Source organism: Maridesulfovibrio salexigens DSM 2638, from assembly GCF_000023445.1.
Classification (GTDB): Bacteria; Desulfobacterota; Desulfovibrionia; order Desulfovibrionales; family Desulfovibrionaceae; genus Maridesulfovibrio; species Maridesulfovibrio salexigens.
Genome location: NC_012881.1, coordinates 1 through 26,692 on the forward strand (window position 1 = coordinate 1; position 26,692 = coordinate 26,692).

27 protein-coding genes are annotated in these 26,692 nt (G+C 47.5%); 16 read left to right on the forward strand and 11 right to left on the reverse strand.

The window, feature by feature from the left end; all coding sequences use genetic code 11:
• Positions 1–214 precede the first annotated feature (214 nt).
• Positions 215–979, forward strand: coding sequence for a ParA family protein (locus DESAL_RS00005; protein ID WP_012765599.1), 765 nt, complete (start codon positions 215–217; stop codon positions 977–979).
• A 64-nt stretch (positions 980–1,043) separates the two neighbouring features.
• Here the strand turns inward: DESAL_RS00005 and DESAL_RS00010 are convergent, their stop codons facing one another.
• Positions 1,044–1,469, reverse strand: a complete 426-nt coding sequence (locus DESAL_RS00010) for a hypothetical protein (protein WP_012765600.1) — start codon at positions 1,467–1,469, stop codon at positions 1,044–1,046.
• Positions 1,470–1,588: 119 nt separating this feature from the next.
• On the opposite strand from DESAL_RS00010, the gene DESAL_RS00015 reads away from it, so the two are divergent.
• The 12 genes from DESAL_RS00015 to DESAL_RS00070 all read left to right on the forward strand — a co-directional run bounded on the left by DESAL_RS00015 (position 1,589) and on the right by DESAL_RS00070 (position 12,965).
• The gene (locus DESAL_RS00015; RefSeq protein ID WP_012765601.1) at positions 1,589–2,515 is read left to right on the forward strand and encodes a ParB/RepB/Spo0J family partition protein; all 927 of its coding nucleotides are present in this window, start codon (positions 1,589–1,591) and stop codon (positions 2,513–2,515) included.
• Positions 2,516–2,529: 14 nt separating this feature from the next.
• Positions 2,530–3,540: a D-glycero-beta-D-manno-heptose-7-phosphate kinase gene (rfaE1, locus tag DESAL_RS00020; protein WP_012765602.1), complete on the forward strand. Its 1,011-nt coding sequence runs from the start codon at positions 2,530–2,532 to the stop codon at positions 3,538–3,540.
• A gap of 88 nt (positions 3,541–3,628) precedes the next feature.
• Positions 3,629–4,888: a GAF domain-containing SpoIIE family protein phosphatase gene (locus DESAL_RS00025; RefSeq protein ID WP_012765603.1), complete on the forward strand. Its 1,260-nt coding sequence runs from the start codon at positions 3,629–3,631 to the stop codon at positions 4,886–4,888.
• Positions 4,889–4,918: 30 nt separating this feature from the next.
• Positions 4,919–5,227, forward strand: coding sequence for an STAS domain-containing protein (locus DESAL_RS00030; protein ID WP_012765604.1), 309 nt, complete (start codon positions 4,919–4,921; stop codon positions 5,225–5,227).
• A gap of 39 nt (positions 5,228–5,266) precedes the next feature.
• Positions 5,267–6,016 carry an MlaE family ABC transporter permease gene (locus DESAL_RS00035; RefSeq protein WP_012765605.1) on the forward strand — a complete coding sequence of 250 codons (750 nt, stop codon included), beginning with the start codon at positions 5,267–5,269 and terminating at the stop codon, positions 6,014–6,016.
• Between the two features lie 6 nt (positions 6,017–6,022).
• Positions 6,023–6,826 (forward strand): ABC transporter ATP-binding protein, encoded by an 804-nt coding sequence (locus tag DESAL_RS00040; protein ID WP_012765606.1) that lies wholly within the window; start codon positions 6,023–6,025, stop codon positions 6,824–6,826.
• A gap of 14 nt (positions 6,827–6,840) precedes the next feature.
• The gene (locus DESAL_RS00045) at positions 6,841–7,803 is read left to right on the forward strand and encodes an MlaD family protein (RefSeq protein WP_012765607.1); all 963 of its coding nucleotides are present in this window, start codon (positions 6,841–6,843) and stop codon (positions 7,801–7,803) included.
• The gene (locus DESAL_RS00050) at positions 7,796–8,422 is read left to right on the forward strand and encodes an ABC-type transport auxiliary lipoprotein family protein (protein ID WP_012765608.1); all 627 of its coding nucleotides are present in this window, start codon (positions 7,796–7,798) and stop codon (positions 8,420–8,422) included. The genes DESAL_RS00045 and DESAL_RS00050 overlap by 8 nt, the downstream gene beginning before the upstream one ends.
• Positions 8,422–8,820, forward strand: coding sequence for a DnaJ family domain-containing protein (locus DESAL_RS00055; RefSeq protein WP_012765609.1), 399 nt, complete (start codon positions 8,422–8,424; stop codon positions 8,818–8,820). The genes DESAL_RS00050 and DESAL_RS00055 overlap by 1 nt, the downstream gene beginning before the upstream one ends.
• Positions 8,817–10,190 carry a WD40 repeat domain-containing protein gene (locus DESAL_RS00060; RefSeq protein ID WP_012765610.1) on the forward strand — a complete coding sequence of 458 codons (1,374 nt, stop codon included), beginning with the start codon at positions 8,817–8,819 and terminating at the stop codon, positions 10,188–10,190. Before DESAL_RS00055 ends, DESAL_RS00060 begins: the two co-directional genes overlap by 4 nt.
• A 44-nt stretch (positions 10,191–10,234) precedes the next feature.
• Positions 10,235–11,572: an ATP-dependent 6-phosphofructokinase gene (locus tag DESAL_RS00065; protein ID WP_012765611.1), complete on the forward strand. Its 1,338-nt coding sequence runs from the start codon at positions 10,235–10,237 to the stop codon at positions 11,570–11,572.
• Positions 11,573–11,795: 223 nt separating this feature from the next.
• Positions 11,796–12,965: a hypothetical protein gene (locus DESAL_RS00070; RefSeq protein ID WP_012765612.1), complete on the forward strand. Its 1,170-nt coding sequence runs from the start codon at positions 11,796–11,798 to the stop codon at positions 12,963–12,965.
• A 55-nt stretch (positions 12,966–13,020) separates the two neighbouring features.
• On the opposite strand, the gene DESAL_RS00075 is transcribed toward DESAL_RS00070, so the two are convergent.
• The 10 genes from DESAL_RS00075 to DESAL_RS00120 all read right to left on the reverse strand — a co-directional run bounded on the left by DESAL_RS00075 (position 13,021) and on the right by DESAL_RS00120 (position 23,647).
• On the reverse strand, positions 13,021–14,346 hold the full coding sequence (locus DESAL_RS00075; RefSeq protein ID WP_012765613.1) for an HD domain-containing protein: 1,326 nt from the start codon (positions 14,344–14,346) through the stop codon (positions 13,021–13,023).
• A 119-nt stretch (positions 14,347–14,465) separates the two neighbouring features.
• Positions 14,466–15,737 (reverse strand): dihydroorotase, encoded by a 1,272-nt coding sequence (locus DESAL_RS00080; protein WP_012765614.1) that lies wholly within the window; start codon positions 15,735–15,737, stop codon positions 14,466–14,468.
• 12 nt (positions 15,738–15,749) lie between these two features.
• Complete coding sequence (locus DESAL_RS00085; protein ID WP_012765615.1) at positions 15,750–16,673, reverse strand: aspartate carbamoyltransferase catalytic subunit; 924 nt, start codon at positions 16,671–16,673, stop codon at positions 15,750–15,752.
• 33 nt (positions 16,674–16,706) lie between these two features.
• Positions 16,707–17,849: an amidohydrolase family protein gene (locus tag DESAL_RS00090; protein ID WP_012765616.1), complete on the reverse strand. Its 1,143-nt coding sequence runs from the start codon at positions 17,847–17,849 to the stop codon at positions 16,707–16,709.
• A 41-nt stretch (positions 17,850–17,890) separates the two neighbouring features.
• Positions 17,891–18,250, reverse strand: coding sequence for a hypothetical protein (locus tag DESAL_RS00095; protein WP_012765617.1), 360 nt, complete (start codon positions 18,248–18,250; stop codon positions 17,891–17,893).
• Positions 18,251–18,340: 90 nt separating this feature from the next.
• Complete coding sequence (gene sppA, locus DESAL_RS00100) at positions 18,341–19,309, reverse strand: signal peptide peptidase SppA (protein ID WP_012765618.1); 969 nt, start codon at positions 19,307–19,309, stop codon at positions 18,341–18,343.
• Positions 19,310–19,383: 74 nt separating this feature from the next.
• Positions 19,384–20,019 (reverse strand): LysE family translocator, encoded by a 636-nt coding sequence (locus DESAL_RS00105; protein ID WP_012765619.1) that lies wholly within the window; start codon positions 20,017–20,019, stop codon positions 19,384–19,386.
• A 353-nt stretch (positions 20,020–20,372) separates the two neighbouring features.
• Positions 20,373–20,624 (reverse strand): hypothetical protein, encoded by a 252-nt coding sequence (locus DESAL_RS00110; protein WP_012765620.1) that lies wholly within the window; start codon positions 20,622–20,624, stop codon positions 20,373–20,375.
• A 665-nt stretch (positions 20,625–21,289) separates the two neighbouring features.
• Positions 21,290–22,126 carry a zinc dependent phospholipase C family protein gene (locus DESAL_RS00115; RefSeq protein WP_245543765.1) on the reverse strand — a complete coding sequence of 279 codons (837 nt, stop codon included), beginning with the start codon at positions 22,124–22,126 and terminating at the stop codon, positions 21,290–21,292.
• 135 nt (positions 22,127–22,261) lie between these two features.
• Positions 22,262–23,647 carry a phospholipase D-like domain-containing protein gene (locus tag DESAL_RS00120; protein WP_012765622.1) on the reverse strand — a complete coding sequence of 462 codons (1,386 nt, stop codon included), beginning with the start codon at positions 23,645–23,647 and terminating at the stop codon, positions 22,262–22,264.
• Positions 23,648–23,997: 350 nt separating this feature from the next.
• Between DESAL_RS00120 and DESAL_RS00125 the strand changes: the two genes are divergently transcribed.
• Genes DESAL_RS00125 through DESAL_RS00135 form a run of 3 tightly spaced genes read left to right on the forward strand, consistent with a single transcriptional unit; the run spans position 23,998 to position 26,675 of the window.
• Positions 23,998–25,164 carry a cyclic nucleotide-binding domain-containing protein gene (locus DESAL_RS00125; protein WP_012765623.1) on the forward strand — a complete coding sequence of 389 codons (1,167 nt, stop codon included), beginning with the start codon at positions 23,998–24,000 and terminating at the stop codon, positions 25,162–25,164.
• Entirely contained in the window at positions 25,161–25,937 is a 777-nt protein-coding gene (locus DESAL_RS00130; RefSeq protein WP_012765624.1) for a motility protein A, read from the forward strand. Before DESAL_RS00125 ends, DESAL_RS00130 begins: the two co-directional genes overlap by 4 nt.
• Before the next feature lie 12 nt (positions 25,938–25,949).
• Positions 25,950–26,675: an OmpA/MotB family protein gene (locus DESAL_RS00135; RefSeq protein ID WP_012765625.1), complete on the forward strand. Its 726-nt coding sequence runs from the start codon at positions 25,950–25,952 to the stop codon at positions 26,673–26,675.
• Positions 26,676–26,692 lie beyond the last annotated feature (17 nt).

The following is a 26,692-nucleotide window of genomic DNA, read 5'->3' on the forward strand; positions in this document are numbered from 1 at the left end:
ATTTTTTTTAGTTCTCTGAAATAGTTAATTAATTTTAAATTTGCAGGTAATAATCAGCTGATATTCTAATTTTAACGAATCATTTTTATCGTCACTTTTCTTGATTTAAAGTTTTTTTCAGACTAGCTTTGGCTCTGTTGTTTTTGTGTCAACTTAGTTGAGATGTTTCACGTGAAACATGAAAATTGAAATCTCATTAATAAGGTGGTTTCAAGTGGCAAAGAGAATTGTTGTAGCCAACCAGAAGGGTGGAGTAGGCAAAACCACTACCTCCATCAATCTTTCCGCTTCCCTTGCTGTGATGGAAAAGAAGGTTCTGCTTGTTGATTGTGACCCACAGGGAAACGGCTCAAGTGGACTCGGCTTTTATCCCGGTGACTCAAGAGAAAATGTTTACTCTGTCCTTTTTGAGCCCGAGCGCGCAAGAGACGCAATATATCAAACTGATATCCCCTATCTTTCACTTATGCCTGCAAGTCAGGATTTGGTCGGTGCAGAGATTGAGTTGATCGACAAGATGGGGCGTGAATATTACCTGAAGGATCTAGTTGAGACGGTAGATGATGAATATGACTATATCATATTTGATTGTCCGCCTTCATTGGGACTGCTGACCGTAAACGCCCTTTGCGCGGCGAAGGAACTTTTGGTCCCGCTCCAGACGGAGTACTATGCTCTTGAAGGTGTGGCTCAGCTCTTGATGACTTTTGAGCTGGTGAAGAAAAGATTGAATCCTGATCTTTCTGTGCTGGGCGTAGTTCTGACTATGTATGACAAGCGCAACAGGCTTGCACGTCAGGTAAAAAATGAAGTGCGTAAAGCTTTTCCGGATAGTCTTTTTGAAACAATCGTTCCTCGAAATGTGCGTCTTTCTGAAGCACCGAGTTTCGGAAAGCCTGCGATATCCTATGATGCAAAATCAAACGGAGCCTTGGCCTACATCAGTCTGGCACAGGAAGTAGTTAAGCGTCATAGCTAAGATTAGTTAATAAAAAAGGCCGACATTCCTGTCGGCCTTTGATTGTGCTAGCTTAGTGAAGCGATTAATAGCGTGCTTCGAAATTCGTATTTTTCTTTTCGACGTAGGGTGTGCATTCGACGGTAATTTCATCTTTGAAGTGCTTTTTGACAATGCGGGCATTGCACTGGGTGCATTTAAATGAAACAAGCCCGCCGAGGTTACAGGACATAAGCCTGAACTTGCGGGGATCATCCTTTTCCCAGTCTTCAGATTTGTTACCGCAAAGTTCACAGTGCACATCGGTATCAACAGGGTAGGGGAAGTCCCAGTACTCTTTCAAAGTTTCCCACTCGCCGATGGGTTCCGGACGTTCCGGCGGAGTCTCCTGCGGGAGAAGGTCTTTAATCATTGGTTTGACCTTGGCCCAAAGATCTGCAGTGAGCAAGGCGCCGATCAGGTTGCCGTTTTTATCGAAAAGTTCTGTAAGATTGTCATCGTGTTTAGACATGTAGCCTCCGACGTCATTGTTATTGATGAGTTCGGGATACAATAATCACGGTTTCAATCAAGTCAAAGGAAATATTATCAGGCCCGTTCAGCGAGGCCGAAAACATAAGGAGAATATCCATGGCAGGTGTCACTGGTGGTTTAGGAAGGGGACTTGATGCCCTTCTAGGTGGCGGCAAGGGTGTTGCTGAAGAGTCTTCTTCCGATCTTTCAATAGATGCCCGGAAGATTGATATTGATATGATCGTTGCCAACCCAAACCAGCCGCGTAAGGAGTTCTCTCCTGAAGCTCTGAAGGATCTTTCTGAATCCATTCGCGCAAAGGGTGTCTTGCAGCCTATTCTGGTCCGTCCTGTTGCAGGTCGTAAAGATCGTTTCGAGCTGGTTGCAGGTGAGCGTCGCCTGCGTGCATCCAAGCTTGCAGGGCTGGGTGAAATTCCGGCGTTGGTTAAGGAAATGACCGACCTTGAAAGTATGGCCATTGCCCTGATCGAAAACCTGCAGCGTGAGGATTTGAATCCCATTGAAGAAGCTAAGGGTTATCAGGAACTGATCACCAAGTTCGGCCTTAGTCAGGAACAATTGTCTGGACAGGTTGGTAAAAGCCGTTCCGCTCTTTCGAACTCCATGAGGCTGCTGACCCTTTCGGAACCTGTGCAGAACGCTATTGGTGACGGTAAAATTTCTGCCGGTCACGGACGTGCTCTGATGGCAATTGGTGATGATGATGCTCGTGATGAACTCTTTGAAAGACTTATGAGCAGCGGTATGTCAGTGCGTCAATGTGAAGGTGCTGCTACATATTTTAAGGAACACGGCGAACTTCCCGAAGGCGAGGTGGTTGCAAAGCCTAAGTCCAAAAAAAGCAAAAACACGGAACCCAAAAAAGTTGATGAAAACCTTGAGCGGATCAAAGGTCGACTTGAATCCGCCCTTGAAACCAAGGTCCGATTCAGCGGTTCCCCCAAGAAAGGTAAGATGACTATCAGCTACGCCAACGAAGAAGAGCTTGAGCGTCTGGTGGCTATCCTTGAACTTCGTTCTTAAAGGAAAAAATAAGAATGGATAATAAAATCTTAAGTGTCCTCCCGGAATTGAAAGACCGTAAGGTTCTCATCATCGGTGATGTGATGCTTGATCATTATGTGATTGGTTCGGTTGAACGCATTTCCCCGGAAGCTCCGGTTCCTGTTGTACAGGTTACCGAAGAAAAATATTTGCTTGGTGGGGCTGGAAACGTGGCCCGCAATATTGCTGCCCTTGGCGGGGAGCCGCATCTGACCGGATTTGTCGGTCACGATGGAGAAGGGGAGGTTTTCGAAAGGCTTTGTTCAGAGTCGGGTATTCCGTATTCCCTGTATGAAGCTGATGATCGCCCGACCACCAAGAAGACTCGAGTCATGGCACATAATCAGCAAATGGTTCGTGTCGACCGGGAAAAGACAGTCGATTTTGCTGATTCTCTTATGGATCAGCTCTTTGCATTTCTTGAACGGGAAATTTGTGATTACAAGGTGGTCATCCTTTCTGACTATGGAAAGGGACTCTTGTCCGATTCTTTTTTTGAAAGGTTCTGGAAACTTCTGGAAGAGAAGAATCACAAGCCGCACATTCTGGTTGATCCCAAGACTGTTAACTACGATCGCTACAAATCTGTCAGTATGCTTACACCCAACTCCAAGGAAGCTGGAGAGGGGGCCAACATGCAGGTCAAAACCCGTGAAGATGTGCTTGAAGCCGGACGCAGGCTCTTTGACCGTATCGATCCCACTCACCTGCTGATCACCCTTGGTGGGGACGGCATGGCTCTCTTTGAATCAAGAGATGTAGTTAAGCATGTGCCCACATTTGCCCGCAAGGTGTTTGATGTTACAGGCGCAGGTGACACGGTTATTGCGACTTTGGGACTTGGACTTGCCGCAGGCCTCGATCCGCTGACTTCGGCTGTACTGGCTAACTATGCGGCCGGTATTGTTGTCGGGCAGGTAGGCGCTGCAACAGCTTCTGTGGATGAATTGGCTGAGGCGGTACGCAACTGGCCCAAGCCGGAAGTGAATATCTGGAACGGGTAATATTTGTATAATTTCATACTAGATTAAAATAGTGTATGCTATTCAGTCTGGATAAATATTTGTAGTAAAGCTGATTCGGGGGGAAGTCTTGAATACACAGGTTAACAGACTAAAGAAGTTGATTCAGGCCAACGAGGTCTTGGCCAATATTGAGTCGTTGGTTGATCTGCTGCCTCAATTGCTGAGGCTGGCTCAGGATGTGACAGGTGCGGAAGCTTCTTCAATCTTGCTTTACAATGAAAAAAAGAATGTCCTTGAATTCGCTTGGGCCATGAACGATGTGCTCGGTGATAAGGCGATGAAGAATCTGAAAACCGGATTTGAATTACCTATGGGGCAGGGCATTGCCGGATGGGTTGCTGATCATCGCGAAGCTCTGAATGTTCTTGATGCCCAGAACGATGAGCGCTTCTCAAAGGCGGCGGATAAAAAATCCGGGTTTGTGACCAAGTGTATTCTCTGTACCCCCATTATTCATCAGGGAAAGCTCTTGGGAGTCGTTCAGGTTCTCAATTCCATTGATAAGGAATGTTTCGGTAAAGAAGACGAAGAACTCCTTGAGAGCTTCGGACATCTGGCCGGGGTTGCCCTTGTCCGTTCAGAACTTATGCTGCAACGCCTGAATCAGCAAAAGTTTGAAACTCAGCTGGAAGCCGCTGCACGTATTCAGAAACAGTTTAATCCCCGTCAGCCTGAACTGGAAGGTGATAACCTCATCTGGGGCAGTTCCGTTCCGGCTCAATTTGTTGGTGGGGATTTATACGATTTTATACCCAATTCCGACGGAAGCTGGTATATTTATGTAGCCGATGTTTCCGGCAAGGGGCTGCCTGCTGCTTTGATCATGTCAGCATTGTGGACTCGAATCAGAGCAGAGGCGCTGGGCGAAAGGACTCCCGGTGAAATGCTCAAGGCAGTCAATGTGGGGGCTTATGAATTCATGAGTGGTGAAGTTTTCGCCACAATGGTTCTCTTGCGTTACTTTCCGGAAAGTGGAAAGTGCGAATTTGCTTTGGCAGGACATCCTTCTCCCTTACTGGTGGCTGATGGCAAAGTGGAATCCCTCGAAAGACCTTTCGGATTACCTGTAGGAATTTTAGAGGATGGAGATTTTGGTACCAGCGAGTTTGTGCTTAACAAAGGGGAGTCGTTGATCATCGTTACTGATGGTGTTGATGAAGCCCGGGCCGGAAATGGTGATTTTTTCGGTGAAGAGCGTATGGAAGAAACTCTCAGGCAGGGTGGAACTCCGGGAGCCGGGGAAAAGCTTCTTAAGGCTGTAGCCGATTGGAGAGGGGAGACCCCTCCTAATGACGATACTACTGTGGTTGAAATATATAGGGCTTAATGCTGTCTGACTGGCAGTAAGGAGATATTTATGGGTGCAGGCTGGAAAATGGAATCTTCGTTGGAAGAGGTCCTGATTAAAATCAGCGGTGAAGTCGATTTTACAGGGACTCCTGATCTCCGGGAGAAAATGCATGCTTTTGTTAAGCAGACTTCCGGTGAAGTGCGGGTGGATTTGTCTGAACTTGAGTATCTGGACAGTTCCGGTTTGGCTTCATTGATTGAATTGCGGAGGATACTGAATAAGGACAGCCGCAGTGTTAAGATCATTGCTGTTACGGATCAGGTGGACAGGCTCTTGAATCTTACGCAGGTAAAGTCGCTGTTCGGGATGGACTAAGCGGCTATTCCGGCATGGCAGGAAAGGGAGTTATTCGGGATGAATGGTTTACATGTTCTCGCTTGGATGGTTTCCAGACTCCTTGGCTGCCTGCGGCTTACACCCGGAAATAAAAAATCATTTTACCGTAAAAGACTTATTCGTGATCTCGCCTCGGTAGGGGCGGATTCTATTCCTATCGTCAGTGTCATATCTGCCTGTACAGGCATTATCCTCGCTTTACAGTCCGCCCAGCAATTGGAAAAGGTCGGAGCCATCAGCTATGTGGCCAACCTTGTGGGTGTGACCATTATCCGTGAGCTTGGCCCTTTGCTCACCGCCATTATCGTTACCGGACGTTCCGGTGCTGCTTTTACCGCGGAAATCGCGACCATGCAGATTTCCGAAGAAATCGATGCCCTCGAAGTTATGGGCATTGAACCTGTCCGTTTTCTTGTAGTCCCCAAAATGATCGCCATGCTTATCATGGTCCCCTGTTTGACTGTCTGGGCGGATTTCGTGGGCATCTTTTCCGGCGGAGCCTTTTCCGCAATCGCCCTCGGGATCAATGAAGTTACCTATTTCAATAATTCAGTAGAGTTTCTCAAACTACATGACGTTCTAGCCGGGCTGGTCAAGGCCGGGGGCTTTGCTGTGGCAATTACACTTATCGGTTGTTGGCAGGGCTTTCTCGCTCGTGAGGGTGCTGCTGACGTTGGGCGCAAGACAACCAATTCTGTTGTTATCTCCATATTTATGATAATCTTGCTGGACCTGTTCTTTACGGCACTCAACTTTATTTTTCGGTAGTAGATCATGAAATTATCGAGGACTGCACAAGACATAAAGCTGAAGAAGCTCAGTCTGGGGTATCCGGGCAAGGTGCTCATGGAGGACCTTAATGCTGTGCTGCCAGCCGGAAAGATCAGCGTGATTCTAGGTGGATCAGGGTGTGGTAAATCAACTTTGCTGCGCCATATTCTCGGTTTGAATACCCCCGTATCCGGCGAGATTTTTCTGGGCGAGACAAACCTTACCGCCCTTAAAGATGAGCGTGAGTACAAAAAGATTCGTACCCGTATGGGGGTGCTGTTTCAGGATGGCGCTATGCTCGGTTCCCTGACACTTGGTGAGAATGTAGCCTTACCCATGCAGGAGCATACTGAGCTTCCTGACTCGATTATCGAGGAAGTGGTGCAGCTGAAATTGCGGATGGTCGGGCTGGGGGATTTCATGCATTACTTCCCCAGCCAGCTTTCTGGGGGAATGAGAAAGAGGGCAGGGCTTGCAAGGGCCATGGTTATGGACCCGACGACATTGCTTTGTGATGAGCCTTCTTCCGGGCTGGACCCGATCACTGCCGCTGATCTTGATCAGTTGATCCTCAAGCTCAAAGAGACTTTTCATGTGACCACTGTTGTGGTGACCCACGATCTGGACAGCCTTTTTAACATTGCGGACCACGTTGTGGTTTTGCATAGAGGGCGCTGTTTGTATCAGGGGGATGTTGAAGGACTGCAGCAGTCCGATGATAAATATATAATCGACTTTCTGGAGCGCAGGCCTACGGAACTAGATCCGAGTATGGAAAGGGCTGTTAAGTTCCGAAGCAGGTCCTGATTAGGAGATATGTGATGGTTCTCAATCCGCGAAGCTCGGCTGCCGATATAATCAAAGCTGCTTTGGCAGCACTTGCCGGACTTACTGTCCTAGGTTTGTTTATTGTATTTTTAGGCGGACATGATATTTTCTCCGACTACTCGCAATACAAGATTCTTTTTCGCAATGTGAAGGACCTGACCCCCGGACGTCCGGTCAAGTATGCCGGTCTTAGTGTGGGCAAGGTGGACTCAATTAATGTTGATGCTGAGAATCCGGGACGAATTTCAGTGATCATCAATGTGGACCATGACTTTCCGCTCTACCGAGGAACAACTGCCATGGTGACTCAGAAAGGTCTGGTAGGTGATAACTACATCCTTTTGGAGCTGCGTGGAGATGCAGGGCCGAAATTGTCTGATGGGGATTCAATTCCATCCGCAGTCATCATGAGCATGAATGAAGTGGCCGCTCAAATGGGCCGTTCGGTTGCCGATTTGACTCCACAGCTGGAAAGGGCCGTAAATGCCTTTGAGATGCTTTTTTCCTCTGAGAACATGTCCAACATCGGAAAAAGTCTAAAAATGGCTCCTGAGGTGCTTGCCGAAACCAATGCAACATTGGTCACTTTCCGTAATGAGTGGAAGCGATTGGCCGGTGCCGGTGCCGGGGCTATGGATAACGGTTCAAAAAATATAACAGTGCTGACCAATGAACTTATCGATACTTTGCAGAAAGTTGAAACAGCGATTGCGACTTTGCAGAAAGATATGAGTTTCACTCTCGGCGGGGTAGGAGCAGATGTGACTCGTGCGGTTGACGGTATCGAGGGTCTGACCGCCGACCTGCGGCGTAATGTTGAGTACGATCAGGAAGAACTCGAAATCATACTTACGAATATTAACCGTCTTTCCAGAGAGATGAACAGGTTGGCCCGGTCATTGCGTGAACGTCCGTGGCAGGTTTTGAATCCTCCGCAGGGAGCTGAAAATGAGTAGTAAATTTTTCTTCATAGCAATCTTAATTTTTGTACTATCATGCGCCGGTTGTATTGGCGGAAAATCAGTTGAGTCGTCCTTTCTAAGGGTGGACGGTTATAGTTCTGTAAGCGAATGCGACAGGGTGAACCCGGATATGCCTCGTCTGGCCCTGAAAAGATTCAGCAGTCTTCCAGCATTGGATCGCGAGACTGTAATTGTAGCCAAAGGGCAGGTTATGAAGCCTGATTACCGCTGGAGCTGGGAAGGAACTCCTGCGGAGATTTTCGATCTTGTTGCCGGACCTGCGTTGAACTGTATGAACAGTTACGAGGTCATAAGTCCTTATCGACCGGGAATTGAGAAGGATCTTGTCCTTTCTGGAGTAATCACATCGTTCGAAATTCAGCGTAGCGGGGGGGATGCTTTTAAGGTCGCAGTGCGGTATTCACTCTGGGACGGAAGCGGCAAAGAACTGCTGGCCAGAAAGCTGGTTGAAGCTGAAGCTCCGGTCAAGTCCATGCGCGGTGAGTCAATTGCTCAGGCCGCGCAGAAAGCTGTTGACGGAATTATGAAGAACACCATTTTTTGGATTGATGAATTGGGAGGGGAAATGCTCTCCCGAAACGCGGGGCGTTAATGTATTTTATCGCGGCAATAGCCGAGTCTCGGATTAAGGAAGCTGAGCGTAAAGGGGAATTTGAGGATCTTCCGACCAAGGGAAAACCCCTTGAGCTGGAAGATGACTCCATGATTCCCCCCGAGTTGCGTATGGCATATAAAGCCTTGAAGAATGGTGGCTACCTTCCTCCTGAGATGCAGCTTAGAAAAGATATTCATTCTGCTCTTGATTTGCTTGAATATATGGAAGATGAAAAGGAACGCTATACCCAGATGCAGAAAGTGAATCTGCTTTTTGAACGCATCAAGAATATGCGTGGGAAGGAAATAGCCATCGATGAAGAAGATGAATATTACAAAAGCATAGTTGAGCGCATTACTTTACAGAGCAGGACAACCAAGGAAAACGAGGGATGATTTCTAAAAATTTCAAGGTCGGCCTTACAGGTCTGGCTTTATTGTTTGTTACAGCCGGAATGCCCATGCAGGCTAATGCGGCGTCTAAGGAACGCGTGGGGCAGTCTTACATAGACGTGCCTTCACAGTTGCGGAAGGGAACTACAAAATCCCTTAAAAGTTATGTTTCCCAATTGCTGAGTAAAAAATATGTAAGTGCTAAAAAGCTTTATGAACCTCCTTTTGAAGGTTTGGAAGACAAGCTTTATATTTCTGTAAAACGCGAAAATGCCATGCCGATCATTGCCGGTGGTGTTGCTTCTTATGCTGGTAATGAAGAAGGATTAGCCGCAGCTCTTTATGATGGCACTGTACGGATATGGAGTAAGCATAAATGCAGTAAAGTCCGTCTCCCCGGAGGGGGCGGAGCTATGCATACGGGATACGGTCCCGGCAGCCCTACACTTGCTGCAACCGGGCGTGATGGCGGAAGCATCTATGTCTTTAATCTTGATGAGTGTTCAAGGATACCGGGAGAGATTCCGGTTGAACACGGTCCGGTCAGGATGATGGCTCTTTCCCGCACAGGTGAATGGCTCGGCATCATAGATAGTTTCAATGCCCTGCATTGCGGCCCTGTTTCCGGTCCGCTTCAGGAAATTTCAATTCTCGAAGGAACTCCCCTTTACCTTGGGTATACTCCGGGGCAGGGCGTTCTGGTGGCTGTGGAAGCTTCCGGTAGAATCGTCAAGCAGGGTATGAAGACTCAAACCCGGCTGGAGTCCGATGAAGTGCCCGGAGGACCTTTTGTTGATGCCAGAATGGCTGGATATGTGGTTTGTCTGACCCGTGATAACGGGAGTGAGGTTTATTGGGACCTCAGTAAAAGGGCAACAGTAAAAAAATCTGAAGCCCTGCAACAGGAACCGGCTTGGATTTATAAACGCGACGGAGGGCTGGTCTATTCGACCGGGGTGGACCGTTGGAAGATTACTGAGCATCTGGGTATGCCCATGTTCATTGTTTCCTATTCCGCCACAGAAAAGATGCTAAGGGTTCGTGACCTCGACCGCGAAACCCGGTATTATAGTGTCTTGGACGGTAAAGAGATTTCCGGATCTGATGCTGAAGACTGGAAATTCATTTCGCCAAGTAAAGGTGTATACAAGGTAGGAAAAAAACAATTTCGCCTCTATGATATAGTCTGCCAAAGGGGGACAATGCGTCTTTACGGCAGACATTTAGAGGATAAGGAGTTTTATCTCTGGTGGGAAAATGTCGGTGCTCCGGCGCAATTGAATCCGCATCCCATGGAGCTGCCTATTCGTGAGTCCATACTGGATGATAGCCCTGCCATGTGGGTGCCCCTTGTTCAAGGTGAAGTAAGATAACTGCTATTCTCGACTGGCGGATTTAGTTCCGCAGGAGGTTTGAAATGGTTAAAAAAGCTAACAAAGCAGAGCAGATAAATACCGAGATCCCGGTGTTGGGTAAGGCGAAAATTCCTTCTCCGCTCAAACGTTGTGTCTTTATTGAAGATAAGGAACGAACCTTGGTCAACCTTGCTGAAGAGGAAATGGATTCATCTTCCGGCAATGATGTTTATCAGGAATTTGAAAAAGCCGGTCCTCGTGCATTTACCTATTTTGATCCTTCAAAAACCAAGTGTGCGGTGGTTACCTGTGGTGGACTTTGCCCCGGTCTGAACGATGTTATCCGTTCGATCGTACTTGAGGCCCACTACCTGTATAAGGTTCCTTCCGTACTGGGTATCAAGTTCGGCTTGCAGGGTTTTATCCCCAAGTACGGACATGATGTTGTAGAGCTTACAGCCGATACTGTAGCAAATATTCACCAGTTCGGCGGAACAGTTCTTGGTTCTTCTCGTGGTCCGCAGGACCCTGAAGAGGTTGTCGATGCATTGGAACGCATGAACATTTCAGTGCTGTTCATGATCGGCGGTGACGGAACCATGCGTGCGGCTCAGAAAATTGTGGAAGAGATTGAGAAAAGAAAAATCAGAATTTCCATTATCGGTGTCCCCAAAACCATTGATAATGACATCAGTTTTGTCACCAAGTCTTTCGGTTTTGATACCGCTGTAGACAAGGCAACAGAAGCCATCCAGTCCGCTCATGTTGAATCCGTGGGTGTTGTTAACGGCATCGGTCTGGTAAAGCTTATGGGCCGTGAATCAGGCTTTATCGCTGCGCAGGCTACTTTGGCTCTTAAAGACGTAAACTTTGTGCTCGTGCCCGAACATCCCTTTGAGTTTGACGGGGAATACGGCTTGCTTCGCTCTCTTGAAAAGCGTCTGGATGAACGCCAGCATGCGGTCATTGTCTGTGCAGAGGGAGCAGGGCAAGAACAATGCGAATACACCGGGGAAAAGGATGCATCCGGCAACCCCGTGCTTTGTGATGTCTGCACTCTGATCATTCGCCGCATCAAGGACTACTTCAAGGATGTGGGCAAGGACATCACCTTGAAGTTCATTGACCCCAGTTACATTATCCGTTCAGTCCCGGCTAATGCCAACGATTGCGTTTATTGCGGTTTCTTAGGTCAGCATGCAGTACACGCAGCAATGGCAGGAAAGACCGGAATGGTGGTCAGCCGTTTGCAGGCTCGCTACGTGCACCTGCCGCTTAATTTGGTAACCATCAAGCGCAAGAAGTTGAACATCAAGTCCGACTACTGGCGTGCAGTTCTCGAATCCACCGGTCAGGGCCATCTGCGCAATGACATGGAGAAGGATATTTGTGAAATATAGTTAGTAAGCCAGCTATGTCGTATTAGAAATACTCACTAGGTTCTATATTCTGATAGGGTCGTTGCGGATATCCGCAATGACCCTTTTTTTGTGTTTTAACTATGAGCAAGACGGTTGAGTGAGATTTCGTTGTTGACAATGTTTGCAAACAATAGAATGGTCTATCTAGTATCATAAATAAGTATAGGCGTGCTGATTAGAGTTTAAACTGAGTGGAGGGGATATGTGGAAAGAATATTTGAAAGCCGTAAAGAGTAAAGTTGGTGTTAGCAATACTACAGCACTCTTTATTTCCTTGTTGGCGTTGGCCAACTCATATTTTACTTACAAAGGCTCGCTGCTATATGTGGATCAGTGGCCAGTAGCACTAATCTTTGCATTTTCCGTTCAAGCTGCAATTGCCTTAAGCCTGATTGTTTTGCCTAAGGTGGCAGGTTTGGCGCGATGGGCTATGTATCTGGTTTATTCTGTGGCCTTAGTGTTGTCAGTCCTTTCTGCTTTTACTTTTATATATACAGGTGCAACTGGAGAACAAGTTGCTAATAAATATAATGTTAAATTAACTAAAGCAGTATCAGAATATATGTCAGATTTGCATCAGGCTGAAAGAAAGTTTCTTCGAAAATCTCTATACGACTTAGAGGAAAGGAAAAGAATTGCTGATGAAGAATTAAATAGAGGACGCAGATCTGGATTGGGTCCTGGTGATGGTGATCACTACTACTTAAAATTGGAAAAATATGAATCAGCAAAAGTAAGATATGGAGAAATTAAAGAAAACTATAAGCATTTTGAACTATTGAGAAAAGATATTGGTAAAAAACTAACAACAAAATATTCAACTAATGAAATAATTACATTATTGTACGAATTGAGGTCCTTAGCTTCTAGCCCAGAAGCATTAAAAGTTAAAGACAATGATGTAGAACAAGCACTAAATAATAAAAGCTCATCGCAGATAGCTAAAAGGCAGCATTCCAGAAAACATGAGATTGCTAATCATGAATTAGATCCCAGTGAATGCAAGGATTTAGCGTGTAAAATTGTAGCCATATGCCATGTCACATGGAATAGGGATAGTGATGAAGCGTTATTGGAGCCGTTGTACAAATTACTTGCGAATATCAAGTCCTTGGCATTGGAGGGTAATGGCAATGATATAGGAATAGCTTTTACTGCAATTAACCATGATGTGAGAGTTAATCCACTTGTTGCTTGGCTACAAACAGATGAAATTCTTATTCCTGATGAAAGGTTGATGACTTTTTTAGTCAACACAAATGAAGGTGGCAATAAGTTTCGGGTGTTATGGCAATTAAGCCTATTGCAACCAGAAGTTGTTGCTGATTATTTTGAAAAACTACAAGGAACAGGTCCGTTGGCTATAACATAAAAAATCCCCGGTTCAGCTTTGCCGAACCGGGGATTTTTATTTTCATATTGCTTGCTTAAGACTTCTTAGCCTGATCAATAACGTACTCGATGGCTTCGTCCATGTTTGTGACGTCACCGGAGATCTGTGCTTTAAGCAGGGATTCGCGGATGATACCGACACCGGGACCGGGTTTGAGGCCGGTGTGCTGCATGATCTCGTTACCGTTAAGGAAGGGATCAAGAGCTTCTTCGGGGATATCAGCGCGTTCAAGCATTTTGATGTTGTGGTTGAATTCCTTATAGGTGGTGTCGCGGGCTTTGATGTCAGCGCGAACCATCTCGATGAGGCGGGGATATTCATCCAGAGCCTTGAACTTACGGATACCCTTGTCAGTGAGCATAAAGTGGAAACGCATGTGGTTGCGTACCAGATCGCAGATCAGGTCCACATCTTCCTGAGGGAAGTTGAGGCGGGTCAGGATTTTTCTGGTTACTTTTGCTCCAACGCGGTGATGCTGCAGGAACTGCCAACGTCCGTCCACTTCTTCAGCGGTGTAGAGTTTACCCACATCGTGGAACATGCATGCTACTACGCCGAACCAGTCGTATGGCAGTTCTTCGGGGTAGAGGCGCATGACATCGAGAGTGTGGGTGAAAACGTCTTCAGTTTCACCGGTCTTGCTGTTCTTAACCTGAGTAAGGCGGGAAAGAGCGGCAAGTTCGGGAATCAGGCCGTGCAGGAGCATGGTTTCGAAGAGCAGGGAAACGAAAACGTACATGTTTTCAGCTTCAACCTTGCGCCATTCGTCCATGATTTCAGGCACGGGCACGTAATCGAGAATACGCTTGCAGGAGCGGATAATCGCGATTTTGGTATTAGTCTCAATGGGCAGGTTGTAGTTTGCAGCAAAGCGTAACGCCCTGATACCCATAAGGTAATCTTTTTTAAGAGTCTGGTCCGGGATACCCAGCAGGCGGACTTCACCGCTGCTCAGTTCAGCGAATCCTTCATAAGGGTCCTGCGCCTTGGGAATGTAAGGACAGGCTGCAGACATGGGGATCTGGTGCTGTTGCTCCAAAGCCTTGAGCAGTCTGGGAGTCATGCGGGATACGCATTCTTCAGGGTGTGAAGAGTTGCTGGTCTCGGAAGTATAGAAATAAAAAATATTTCCGCCTTCTCTAAGAATCGCGGTAACGTCCTGTTGCTCAGTGGGCTGGATGTTGGGGAACAGTTTAGCCAGCCTTTTGAAATCAAGATCGGTGGAAATATCCAGCTCGACTTCTTCGCCTTTATCCTCAATGGTCAGCTTTTGCAGTCTTTCATTAATGATATAAGCATCATAGCCGTTACGCATGATGGTTTTGCAAATTCCCACCGCGTCCTTGAAAGGTTCGCTCATTAAAATCTCCTTATCAAAAATAAACCGTCTGTTGCCTTGGCAGCAGATGCAGATCAACTATATAAAATTATTAGTTTTTACCTTTGCACAACAGACTTATTCACTGTCTGTTAAAGAGGTCATACTATTTTTTTGCCACTAAGGAAATGGCTTATAACCCGTCCTTTCAGGGTTTGTCCGCGGAATGGAGTGTTTTTGCCTTTGGAGTGCATTGTAGTTGCATCCAGCACCCATTCTTCGCTGGGATCAAAAAGGAAAAAGTCAGCCGGATCGCCTTTCTTGAAACTGTTCAGCGGCAGGTCGAAAGTTTCGCATGGAGCGGTGGTCCACATGCGGATGAAATCATCAAAGGTAATTTTTCCTGAGGCTACCAGCGACCAAGTCAATGAGAGGGCAGAATCCAGGCCGGAGATACCGCATGGTGCGTGCATGAATTCCACTTCCTTTTCATGTGCTGCATGGGGGGCATGGTCGGTGGCGAACATGTCAATTGTGCCGTCTTTAATGCCTGCCAGCAGAGCATCAACATCGTCTGCGGTGCGCAGGGGAGGGTTGACCTTGGTATCGGAGCTGTAGCCGTTCAAGGCATCTTCGGTGAGCAGCAGGTAGTGAGGACAAGTTTCAGCGGTGACTTTAACTCCGCGCTTCTTGGCCCATGCGATCAGGTCCACTGATTTGCGGCAGGAGATGTGCGCAAGATGTATGTGCATGTCCAAATATTCAGCCATGAGCAGGTCGCGGGCGACCTGTGCTGCTTCTGCAACATCGGGTTGTCCGGCAAGGCCGAGCACAGAAGAGACTTCGCCTTCATTCACTCCGACAGCTGGTGCAAGGTAAGGATCTTCGCAATGGTCGATAATCGGCTTTCCGGTATCAGAACCGTATTCCATGGCCCTGCGGAAAAGCTCGCTGTTTTTGACCGGAAGACCGTCGTTGGAAAAAGCTGCGCATCCGGCTTCTGCCATTTCATGCATGGGTGCCAGTTCTTTGCCTTCCAGTCCCTTGGTCAATGCACCGATGGGAAAAAGACGCGGACCGCCTTCAGGGTAGGCTGCTTTAGCTTTACGCAGCATTTCATCGGTAACAACAGCATTGTCGTTGACCGGATCGGTATTGGCCATACACATGATATTGGAGAAGCCGCCGTGTACGGCAGCTTTCAGGCCGGAGGCAATGTCTTCCTTGTATTCAAAGCCCGGTTCGCGCAGGTGTGTGTGCACGTCGGTCATAGAAGGCATGAGCAGCAGACCTTTTGCAGCTACTACTTCAGCACCTTCATACATGGTATCTGAAGAGGGGATAACATCTAAAATTTTACCGTCAGCAACAAGGAGATCGACTTCTTCGCCTTTCCATACTGCCTTGCGGATAACAAGTTCAGGATGAGTCATATTGTATTCTCCTTATTTTTTGCGGGTGAGGTAGAGGTAGAGTAAGGCCATGCGGGTAGCTACACCGGATGCGACCTGATCAAGTACGAGGCTGGCTTCGCAGTCGGCAAGCTCGGAATTGATTTCGACTCCCCGGTTCATGGGTCCGGGATGCATGATCTTTACATCAGGATTGGCAAGCTCAATTTGTTTGTGCCCCAGACCGAAGTAGTTGGAGTACTCACGCAGGTCAGGCAGAAGACCGTCTTGCTGGCGTTCCAGCTGAAGTCGGAGACACATGATTGCATCCACACCTTTGCAGGCTTCGTTGATGTCGGTGTAAACTTCTGCGTCCCATTTTCTGATCTGCGGAGGCAGCAGTGTGCGAGGGCCGCAGAAACGAACCTTGGCACCCATCTTATTCATCAGGATCAGGTTTGAACGCGCTACACGACTGTGTGCGATATCACCGAGGATGAGAACTGTCTTACCTTCCAGAGATCCCCATTCCTGATAGAGTGTGAAACCGTCAAGCAAGGCCTGTGTGGGGTGGGCATGGCGGCCGTCACCTGCGTTGATGATACTGCAATCGAGGCGCTCTGCCAGAAATTGAGAAGCACCGCTGGCCCAGTGGCGCAGGACAATTCCGTCCGGGTTCATGGCCTGCAATGTCAGGGCGGTATCCTTGAGAGTCTCGCCCTTGGTCAGACTGCTGGAGCTTTTGGCAAGGGAGAATGTGTCACAGGAAAGACGTTTCCCGGCCATGTCAAAGGAGGTCTTGGTTCTTGTGCTTGCTTCGGCAAAAAAAAGGACCACGCTATGGCCTTTTAAAGTCGGTACCTTTTTTACCGGACGGGAGTTGATTTCCTGAAAGTAAGTAGCAGTTTCAAAAATGTGCTGCACTTCCTCTTTGTTGAGCTGGGTAACATCCAGCAAATCTTTATGTCGCCATTCCATAAGAGTTCCTCTCAGTTGTGGTGCGAAAAAATATTAAAACAAAAGATCTTCAAGATGGGCGGGGATTGTAGCGTAAACAGCGCGTTTCCCCTTATCCAGAGATCCGTATAAGTCATCTATTTTCAAAGCCTTGGCGCTGTTTGTGGTTACAAGTGCCAGCGCTTCAGCCGTGGACAAGGAAATTTTGATGTTTTTAAGCAGGTATTCCAATTCATTCCACATGGATAAGTCATGATTGGAAGCAATGCTGTCCGTTCCAAGACAAGTATTAATACCAGATTTCAGGATCTTTTCCCACGGTGCACGGCCTTCGCCGATGTATGTATTGGAGCGGGGACAAAGGCAGACATTTACCTTGCGCTCGGCAAGGATATTTATGTCGCTTTCCGCAACCCGAACACAATGAACCGCAAGAGTCGAATCATCCAGTAAACCGAGGGAGTCTGCATATTCAACAGGGCGTAACCCTTTGCTGCCGCAATCGGCCAGCAGTCCTGCTCCCTTGAGCATCCCTGCGAATTCTCCGGTACCGTGAGCTACGATTTCGTCCTCTTCCTCGTTTTCAGCAAGATGGATAGGATAGGGCAATCCGGCTTTGTTGTTGGCTGCTTTTACAGCCTGCAAAAGTTCGGCTCCGGTGGAGTATAAGGAATGCCCGGACCCGGCGCTGCGGCCGTGGTTGAATTTTTTTTGCGGGAAGAATTTGGCTCCTTCCTTAGGCTGCTGCACCCCGATTGCTTCACAGCAGGCATAGAATCCCATGCCAAATTCATCCATAATTGCGGCCACCTGTGCGCAGTTGCGGGTGGAGATATCTACGCAGAATGCAGTGCCGTCAGCACGCATTTGCTGTACCGCGTCTCGAACGGCCTCGGTATCGAGATCGTAAAGGGGATTGGAAAGCAGGGATTTGATCCAATTGGTGAAGCCTTGCTCCTGCACGGTCTTGCCTTTCAGGTGGGAAAGCTCAAGGTGAACGTGTGCGTTGATAAGGCCCGGAACGATTGCAACATCGCCGAGATCTTCAACTTCACCTGAAAATTGATCTTTCAGCTCGGACCATGTTCCTGTTTCCAGAATCCGTTCCCCGTCATGGATGAGGGCGAAGTCTTCGATAACCGGATTTTTCCCGTGGGTCAGTGTTACGGCTCGTGCCGCTCTTATGCATTTGTTCATGGGCAAAAAAATGCCGGACCAAATAGGTCCGGCAGGAATAGTTAATTTTTAGCTTTGGGGTCTTCAAAGAAAACGTAATTGGTAGCGTAGTCGCTGAATTCAAAGTAGACCTTGTTTTCACCGGGGTCTGCTTTGCCGTTCAGGTTGGCATCAAGAATACCGTAACCGAATCGGTATGGTCGCTGAACGCGTTCCTTGGTGCCTGCGGCAGTGGAAAGCTTATCGATTTTTACAAATCGTTTAATCAACTTGCCGCCGGAATAGATTTCAAGAACACCGTTTACCCCGGTCCAGTTCTGGAGGGAACGACCGATGCGGTTCTGGGTTTCTTGAGTACATGCGCTGAAAACAGCGAGAGAAAAAAGCAGGATGAGTGTAAGTGTCAGGCTGTTCTTTTTCATTTGGTTCTCCGTTAAAGAGTTTGCTGTCATCAGGTCAAACGGGCAGTTCATACATGTTTTTTTCTGGAATGCAAAGCAGTGCGACTATAATCATTCCGCTGCCGGGAGCCAGAGGTAATGAAATCCGGCTTTGGGCGGCATGAGGTTACCGGCATCAATATTAATCAGCGCCGGGGAGAATGCTTGTGATGAAGCAGAGTTATAGAGAGTGTCGTTGGGGTAACTCTTGCGTTTGTAGGTGACCACTTGTGAATCTTCAGAAATACCCGCCAGCTTGCAGGCTGTTTTTACCGCGTCAGGAAGATATCCAAGGCTGTCCACCAGTCCTGCTTTCTTTGCTCCCTGCGCACTGAAAACCTGTGCGGTGAAGATGGTATTCAGTTGATCATCAGAGATGGAACGGTGCTTTTTGACAAGTCCCTGAAAGCGGTCAGCGTAATCTTTGATAATGTCGTCGATGATTTTTTTCTGTTCAGGAGTGTCCGGCTTGAAAGGGAAGCCCATGTCTTTGTTGCGCCCCGATTTGGAAACTTCCACGGATACGCCGATTTTGTCCATGAGTCCTTCAACTTTTGGACGGATGAAGATTACCCCGATTGAGCCGGTCAAAGTGGTGGGGTGGGCCATGATATGATCAGCGGGCAGGCTGACATAGTACCCGCCGGAAGCAGCCACATCCATCATATTAACTATGACTTTAGCTCCGGTTTTTTCCTTGAAGCGCACTATCTCATTATAAAGGATGTCGCTGGCGGTAACTGAGCCACCGGGAGAATTTATCTTGAGTACAAGGGCTTTGATTTTGTCATCCTCGGCAGCAAGTTTGAGCCGTGAGGAAACCTCCTGCACAAGGCTTGGGGAACTACCCAGCAGTCCTCGCTTGCCTTCATCGGAAATTGTTCCATCTATCGAGACTACAAGAACCTTGTAGTCCCCTTCGCCTTGCAGCTTCTTTTCAAGCAGGGGATCAGTACCGTCCGGGAAAATATTCATCTTGGGCTGGCAGCCGCAAAGTGCAATTGAAGTGAGAATGAATATGGTCAGTAATATTTTTTTCATGGGTAACTCCTTTGGTTACCCGGAAACTAGCAGATGGGGGGTGTTAAATAAAGGGTGCTAATGCACCCTTTGCTTTATCTTTCATACATCGCCAGTTTAACTCCAAAGGCGACAAAGACTGATCCCAGTGCTCTGTCCAGCCATCTTTGCAGTTTCTGGCTTTCGCGCAATCTTCCGGTGATGCGGTCTCCGGCATAGATCAGCGGAGGCTCGACAAATGCTGCGGTGACGATGATCAATGTGCCGTGAAGCATCAGCTGGGCCCAGACAGGTCCGGCACCTTCAACTACAAATTGCGGCAGGAATGCTATGAAGAAAGTGGCAACTTTGGGGTTGAGCAGGTGGATGAACATACCCTGCTTGAAGATTGCAGTAGGATTAAGTTGGTTAGAGTTTTTGCTTATATCCAGCGGGCTGCCTTTAGATCTGAAAGCTCCGATAGCCAGCCAGAAAAGGTAGGCTACACCGACCCATTTTACGATGGAGAAAGCTGTGGCGGATGCGGCAATAACGGCGGCGAGTCCGAGCGCGGTCAGGATTACATAGAGAAAGGCTCCGGACCATATTCCAAACATAGCGGCGAATCCGGCTTTTCTTCCTCCGGTCACAGTATGGCTGAGTATGTAGGCCATATCCGGTCCGGGGGCGATATTGAGCAGCAGGGCGGCCAGTAGAAAGGTTGTCCAGTGGGCAAGATCGTATTCAAACATGATTGAACCTCGGTAAGTTGAAAATACAGATAACCACGGCACATAAGTGTGTCGCGTAGCATGACAAGGTTCTGTTTTTGGCGCGGGAAACAGGACTGCCATTTCAGACAAAATGGCGGAAAGGCAAGTTGATATTATTTCAACCTGCTTGAAAAGCAAACCCCGGAAAGGGATTCTCAATTGAATAAAACCCGGTCCACTTGTAATTGATCACAAGGGACCGGGTTTAAATATGGCACCGCTTCACTTAAAAAGCGGTTAAAGACTTATTTTCCGAAAACCATTGGAACAAAACTAATCAACATTAATCTTGTTCCCCAAATTCATAATATATGAACTTGAGCTGCGCAGTCCTAGCGGGACATACGTGCAAGCTGTCTGCGGTATTCGGGGGAGATTTCAAGACGCTCAATGTGGCGCAGGTCCACGAGGGAGCTTCTCATTTTTGCACGGTTGGTTTCGCGGATTGCTGCCACGGTCCAGACAGGAAGCCAGAGACCGAGGGTGGCAATGGTCAGCACAGCGTGAATGCTGTGGTTTACTTCGCCGCCGTTGCGTGCTGCGCGGGTAGCTGCCCAAGCCTTGATGGTTCCGATTGCGTACATATTATATTCCTCCAAAAAAATTTGGTTCAATTGCGTTGTTCACAATTCCCACCTATGCCCGAGTCCACTGCAAGTCAACAGTAGGCAATGCAAAACTTAAAAATACATGGCAAATAATGTTCACTATATATTTATGTTGTCTTTTCGTTAAAAAACAATATCTTATGTTTGTTTAGATAAGGTCTTGAGAGGTCTGTGTCGGGATTCAGACAGCGTTGATTTTAAAATCAATACGTTGGTGAAAAAATTCCCAAGCTTGTCTTGTGGGTACACGCTTTGACAATATTGGTATAAGCTTGAAGTTTTTATTCTATTGAAATAATGTAACTAATTTTTAAAATAAGCAAAAAAATCCCAAAATTGTAAAATTGCAGACAAGCAAACAAATGGTCAGGAAAAAGTGAAAATGATTGTCCTGTACTGTTTGTTATTAAGTGGAGATGTATGTTTTAATGCAGTAGTGATGTGTTATTGATGTTGTATTTGTGCTTACAACATTAGTATATAAAAAATTGCATTGGATATACATAAAAGATGCTTTTGCTGAAATATATATCAAAGTTTAGCGAACTAAATTCACGTTTTTAAACAAACACCCGTCTTTTGGGCGGGATTTTGGGTTTGTTTCTGAATAAAATTCGCGTTTATTTTTGTGTGTAACCAGTCTAACTCGAAAAAATATTAGCAGCAGAGGATTTTGTGCTCGATTTAAACATAGCCCCAACCCCGGCAACTCTGGGCAGCTCAGTAATTCTGCCGTCCACTTCAAAGCGTGGAGAGAAAGGCACACTGCGCTTAAGGGCCGTTTTCCAGCTGTTTTCTTTCTTGGCTAGGGCAATGTTTTCTGCACCGATAGGGTCAAAATTCAAGGCCACAGCATTCTGGGGAGAGTTGAGCATGTCCACCACAAGTCGGTATGAATAGTCGATGATGGACCGTAGGTAAGCTTGGCGCAAAGCCGGGACTACTTTTTTTGAAATTTTTAAGGATTTGCTTACAGCCTTGTATTCCAGCAGGCCGATGGTCTGGTGAAATACTTTTTTCTTGAACAGAAAGCTGTATTTCTTGGCATCCATATGTTTACGCAGATTAAAGTCCGCATCTTGATTAGCCCGGCGAAAAAGGCGGGCAGCATCTTGCGCTGACCAGTCGACCCGATCATCAGCAAGCATTTCTATGTAGACATGGCTCAGCCTGCCGCCGGAACGTGTCTGCTGCATTAGGTTGGGCACATAGTAGTTGTGAGCAATTATGTCTGCTGCCAGATGGGAAAGATAACCAAGAGAATATGCTTTCAGGTGTTTATCAGTAGATTCATTTAGCAGATTGAAACCCGTCTGCCAGTTGTGACTGTGCAATCGCTTGGCTTTGCTGCCTTTGCCGATGAAAATATCCGCACTCAAGCAACCGTAAAGAAAGAGCGTTGAGTTGGAGAGCAGCAATTTTGCCACGGTATCGGAAAGCTGCATAGTGTTGGAAAGAACAGCATTGCCGATAGCCATATGCACACCCGGACCCCAGGCAAAGCAGCTAGCTGCGAAACCCAGGACCAGCAAAATAGTAAAGAATAAAATCAGAGTCAGTTTTCCCATCTCTATATGGTAAGTTTCGCTCCGGGTGAGGTCAATGAATTCCGGTTAAAGTAGCGGAGCGACCAATCTTGCCGCGCCTTCAATGGTATCGCGGACCATTCCCACAGGAACAGTTCCCTCGGTGCTTACATCAATAAGCCCCTGAACCCAGTCGCTGACCGGCTTAACATCAGCTTCGGAATAGGTGAACATGACTATTTCATAGTTGAGAAACAGGCTGCGCATATCCATATTTGCCGATCCGACAACTGCGAGTCGGTCATCGACTACAATAACCTTGGCGTGGACCATGTGGGGATATTTTACCACCCGTCCGCCGCATTCTTCCAGATCTCGCAGGTGGGTACCCCGGGCAAGGTCAGCCAGCTTGTGGTTTGATTTTGCCGGAACGACCACCCTTAGGTCCACACCGCGTAGAGCGGCCAGTCGCAGGGCCTGTGCAAGCGCTTCATCTGGCACATAGTAGGGAGTAACGATCCAGAGTCGTTTTTCCGCAGTAAAAGCAGCGGTAAGCAGGGCATCGTGAACAGGATCGCGCGGAACGTCAGGCCCGGAAGGAACAACCTGCATGACTCCTTCCCCGCTGATCGCAGATCCTTTGGTGCAGGGTGGAATGATGTTCACTTTTTCACCGTGTGCAAAGAGCCAGTCTGATTGGAAAACTTCTATGTAATGTCGTACCGCAGGACCTTGCAGGACAAAAGAAAGGTCAGTCCAGCGTTCTTCGCATGGCTCAGGTCCTATGTATTCGTTGGCAATGTTTGTGCCCCCGGCCAGCACGATTTTCTGGTCGGCGATGGCGATTTTGCGATGGTTGCGCAGGTTGCTGTTGCCATGAAAGGGGGCTCGGAAAAGGGGCATGAAATAAGCAACCTTGCCGCCGTTATCGATAAGTTTTTTCAGGAAGCGGCGGGAGGTGAACATGGAGCCGATATCATCCAGCAACAGTCTTACTGTGACTCCTGATTCGGCTTTGCGGGCCAGCCTTTCCACAATGTCTTTACCCACTTCATCACGGGAGAGAATAAATGTGGTAATCAGAATCTGGTGTTCGGCGTTTTCAATGAGTTTAACCAGCTCATTATAGATGTCGATACCAGTAGGGCACAGCCGGACTTTGTTGCCGCTGGTTGCTCCGGGAATTCCGTATTCACGAAGCATGACGTCAATGGGGTCTGATTCCTTAGCGGGAATTGTTTCCTGCACCTCAAGATGGATGTCTTCTTTGGTATGGGCATCACGTTTGAGCTTGCGTCCCCCGAATATGAGGTAAAAGGGAACTCCGACGTATGGTACAAAGAAAATAGCCAACAGCCATGCAAAAGCAGCTGATGATGTGCGCTGTTTGCGCAGGATGGACATAACCAGAATTGCAGCCAGCAAAAAACCGCCTACTACCGCGAGATGACCAAATAAGAGATTCCATTCCATGTCAGTTCCTGAAGAGGGTTTAATCATTTATTACCGGACCTTGCTCAGGCCTGAGGTCAGCTTAGCAGTATTTTAATTACAAGGTAAACAATTAAACATAGGTTGAAAAAGAACTGTTTTTAAAAAAGCAAATGTTTGTATCAATAGAGCTTCATTCTGGTATCCTTGAAGATAAATCATGGGCGTATTGTTCTTTATACTGATCTAATATATGATAATATGTGTTGTTGCTGTTTTTATAGCCACAGGGGAAGTTCAATTTCCGATGGTATCAGGCTTCAGGTTCTGAACTGTTATTTATGAGTTTTTATTTCTCGCCCGGAAAAGGGTAATATTGAGGGAGTTTCTTAATGGGGTCCAGCAGTCCTAACATCAAGTCCTTTTACAAGGGGCAGGAAATCTTCAAGGAAGGACAGGAGAGCTCTGTCGCCTACATGATCAAAAAAGGCGCAGTGAATATCTATAAAGTCCAGAATAATGAAAAGATCATTCTTGCCCGTCTCGGGGAAGGCGAAATCTTCGGTGAAATGGGGATTATTTCCAAGGGAACCCGTTCCGCCAATGCCGAAGCAGCCGAGTACTGCGACCTTGTGATCCTTACCGACCAGATTATTCTCAAACTTTTGGACCAGTGTCCGCGAACAGTCCAGTACATGACCCGTTTGTTGGTAAAGCGGCTGCACCGGACCGGGGAAATGATTTCCGCCAAGGGCCATCGCAGCAATTTTACCAGTATCTGCAATATCCTTGATCTTGCCTACCGGACTCACATCAGCATGGATCGTGAACAGGCCCGCAAGGAACGCAACCATGATCTTGGTCTTGATTACACCAAGCTCTGTAAGACAATCCGGAGCATCATTCTCGTCTCTCAAAATGAGATAGACGCAGTAATCAGCAAACTGAAAAGTTTGAAGATCATCGATGCCATTGACCTCCGTACCGGAAAGGCCTTTCCGGATCGCTTTATCCAGATTTCCGACCCTGACAATTTCCTTGAAGTTGCCAACAACCTGTTCAAGGAATTGCAGCAGACCGCCTATACTCCCACATCTGAGTTACAGATTGTGGACATCTATGAAATTTCTGAAATGCTGGATAGTGATCCCAAGATCATCTACAAAAAAATCGCACAGGAAGACTTCCCGGAAACCATGTTCATGTTTGACCGTAACAAGGTCAGTGACTGGGCATCTGAAAAAGAGCCTGACTACTTCAGCAAGGTTAAGAAAAAGAAGAAGTCCATTGAAGAGCTGGAGGACATCGAAGATATCGTCTACGTGGATAACGCTACCCTCAAGGAAGTGTTCAACCGTCTTGGCTACCACAAGCTCGGCGTGTTGATGAGTATTGCCGAGGATGATGCCCGGAAAAAGATTCTGGCCAACCTCGCCAAGAAAATCGCCAAGATCGTGCAGGATGAGGTCCGTGATAACGTGGATGAGACCGAGGCTGAAGATGTACTCACTGAGCTTTATGAAATGGTCCGGGAAATTAAAGGGGGGGATAAGAAGTGAATATAGCCACCATAATCGGTATATTCTGCGGTATCGCCATCCTTATGGTTGCCACTTACACTTCCACTGATTCGGTGGGCGTGTTTATCAATATTCCCGGTATCGCCATTGTTGGCGGGGGAACCATCGCCTCTACCTTTATCTGTTACCCCTTGCGCGAAGTAATGCGCGTGCTCGGTGTTTTCATGATGGCTATGGGGGCTGACGAACTTCCCCTCGAAAACTACATCAACGTTATTGTAGGGCTTTCCAAGGATGTATCTTCCAAAGGAGAGGAACACCTTGAGGGAAGTCTTAAAAATATTGAAAACGATTTTCTGCGTGAAGGGTTGCAGATGCTTGTGGATGGTTATTCCAAGGAAGAGATCAAAGAGATTCTCGATAACCGCATCCAGCAGTATCATGAGCAGGAATATAGTGCAGCCGGTATTTACCGGACCATGTCCACACTGTCTCCGGCCTTCGGCATTATCGGGACTCTGATCGGTCTCATCGCCATGATGCAGGGGATGGGCAGCGATATTGCCGCCATCGGTCCGGCCATGGCAACGGCACTGACCACAACTCTCTACGGCGCACTTTTCGCCAACATGCTTTTCATGCCCATCGCCATTAAGGTTGAGAAACGAATTGACGAGATAACCCTGCTCATGCGGGTTATTCGTGACGGTATCCTGTTCATCAAGGATAAAACCCCGTCAGCTATCGTCATGGATAAGCTTAAGGGTTACCTGCCCCCGCGTAAGTGGGCTACCGTTAAGGCTAAGAAGTAGGCGGGAAAATTTATGTCGGATGATTTCAGCCTGAAAAAGCCCGCACAGGGCGGAGAGGAGGGCGGCTGGGCCCTTACCTTGGCAGATATGATGACTCTGCTGCTCTGTTTTTTTGTGCTTTTGCTGGCTATCGCCGATGTGGATCAGAAAAAGTACAAAGATGTTTCCGATTCGCTTGCTTCCGCTATGGGCGTTGATGTCCCTCCTAAAGGGGCGAATGATACCTATGAGGGTGCTCCGGTAGCCCGCAGGGTGATTAGTGATCAGCAGCGTAATATTTTTGAAATGCAGCTGGAAATGGCTCGTCTGGTAGGGCGGGAATCAGATGCTTTGAAAATTAAGATGCGTCCTGATTCTGTCGCTATTGTGCTTAAGGGCGGTTTCTTTTTCCCCAGTGGACAGGCAGACCTGACCTCAGGTGCCAGAAGAGTGCTGGGCAAGATCGCCCCTACTCTTGCCAAATCTCCTTATCAGGTTGTTGTCGAAGGTCATTCAGACAACATCCCCATTCGTTCAAAACAGTTTCCTTCAAACTGGGAGCTTTCATCTGCGCGGGCCAGTGCAGTTGCCCGTTACCTGCTTGATAATGGATTCAGTAAAGATCGCATCAAAGTTCTTGGCATGGCAGACACAGCGCCAGCCTATCCCAATGAGGATGATAACGGCAACGCGATTCCAGCCAACCAGAAGCGCAACCGCCGGGTTGTCTTGCTGGTTTATCCACCTAAGAATAAATAAAAAAGGGGATCGGTTAC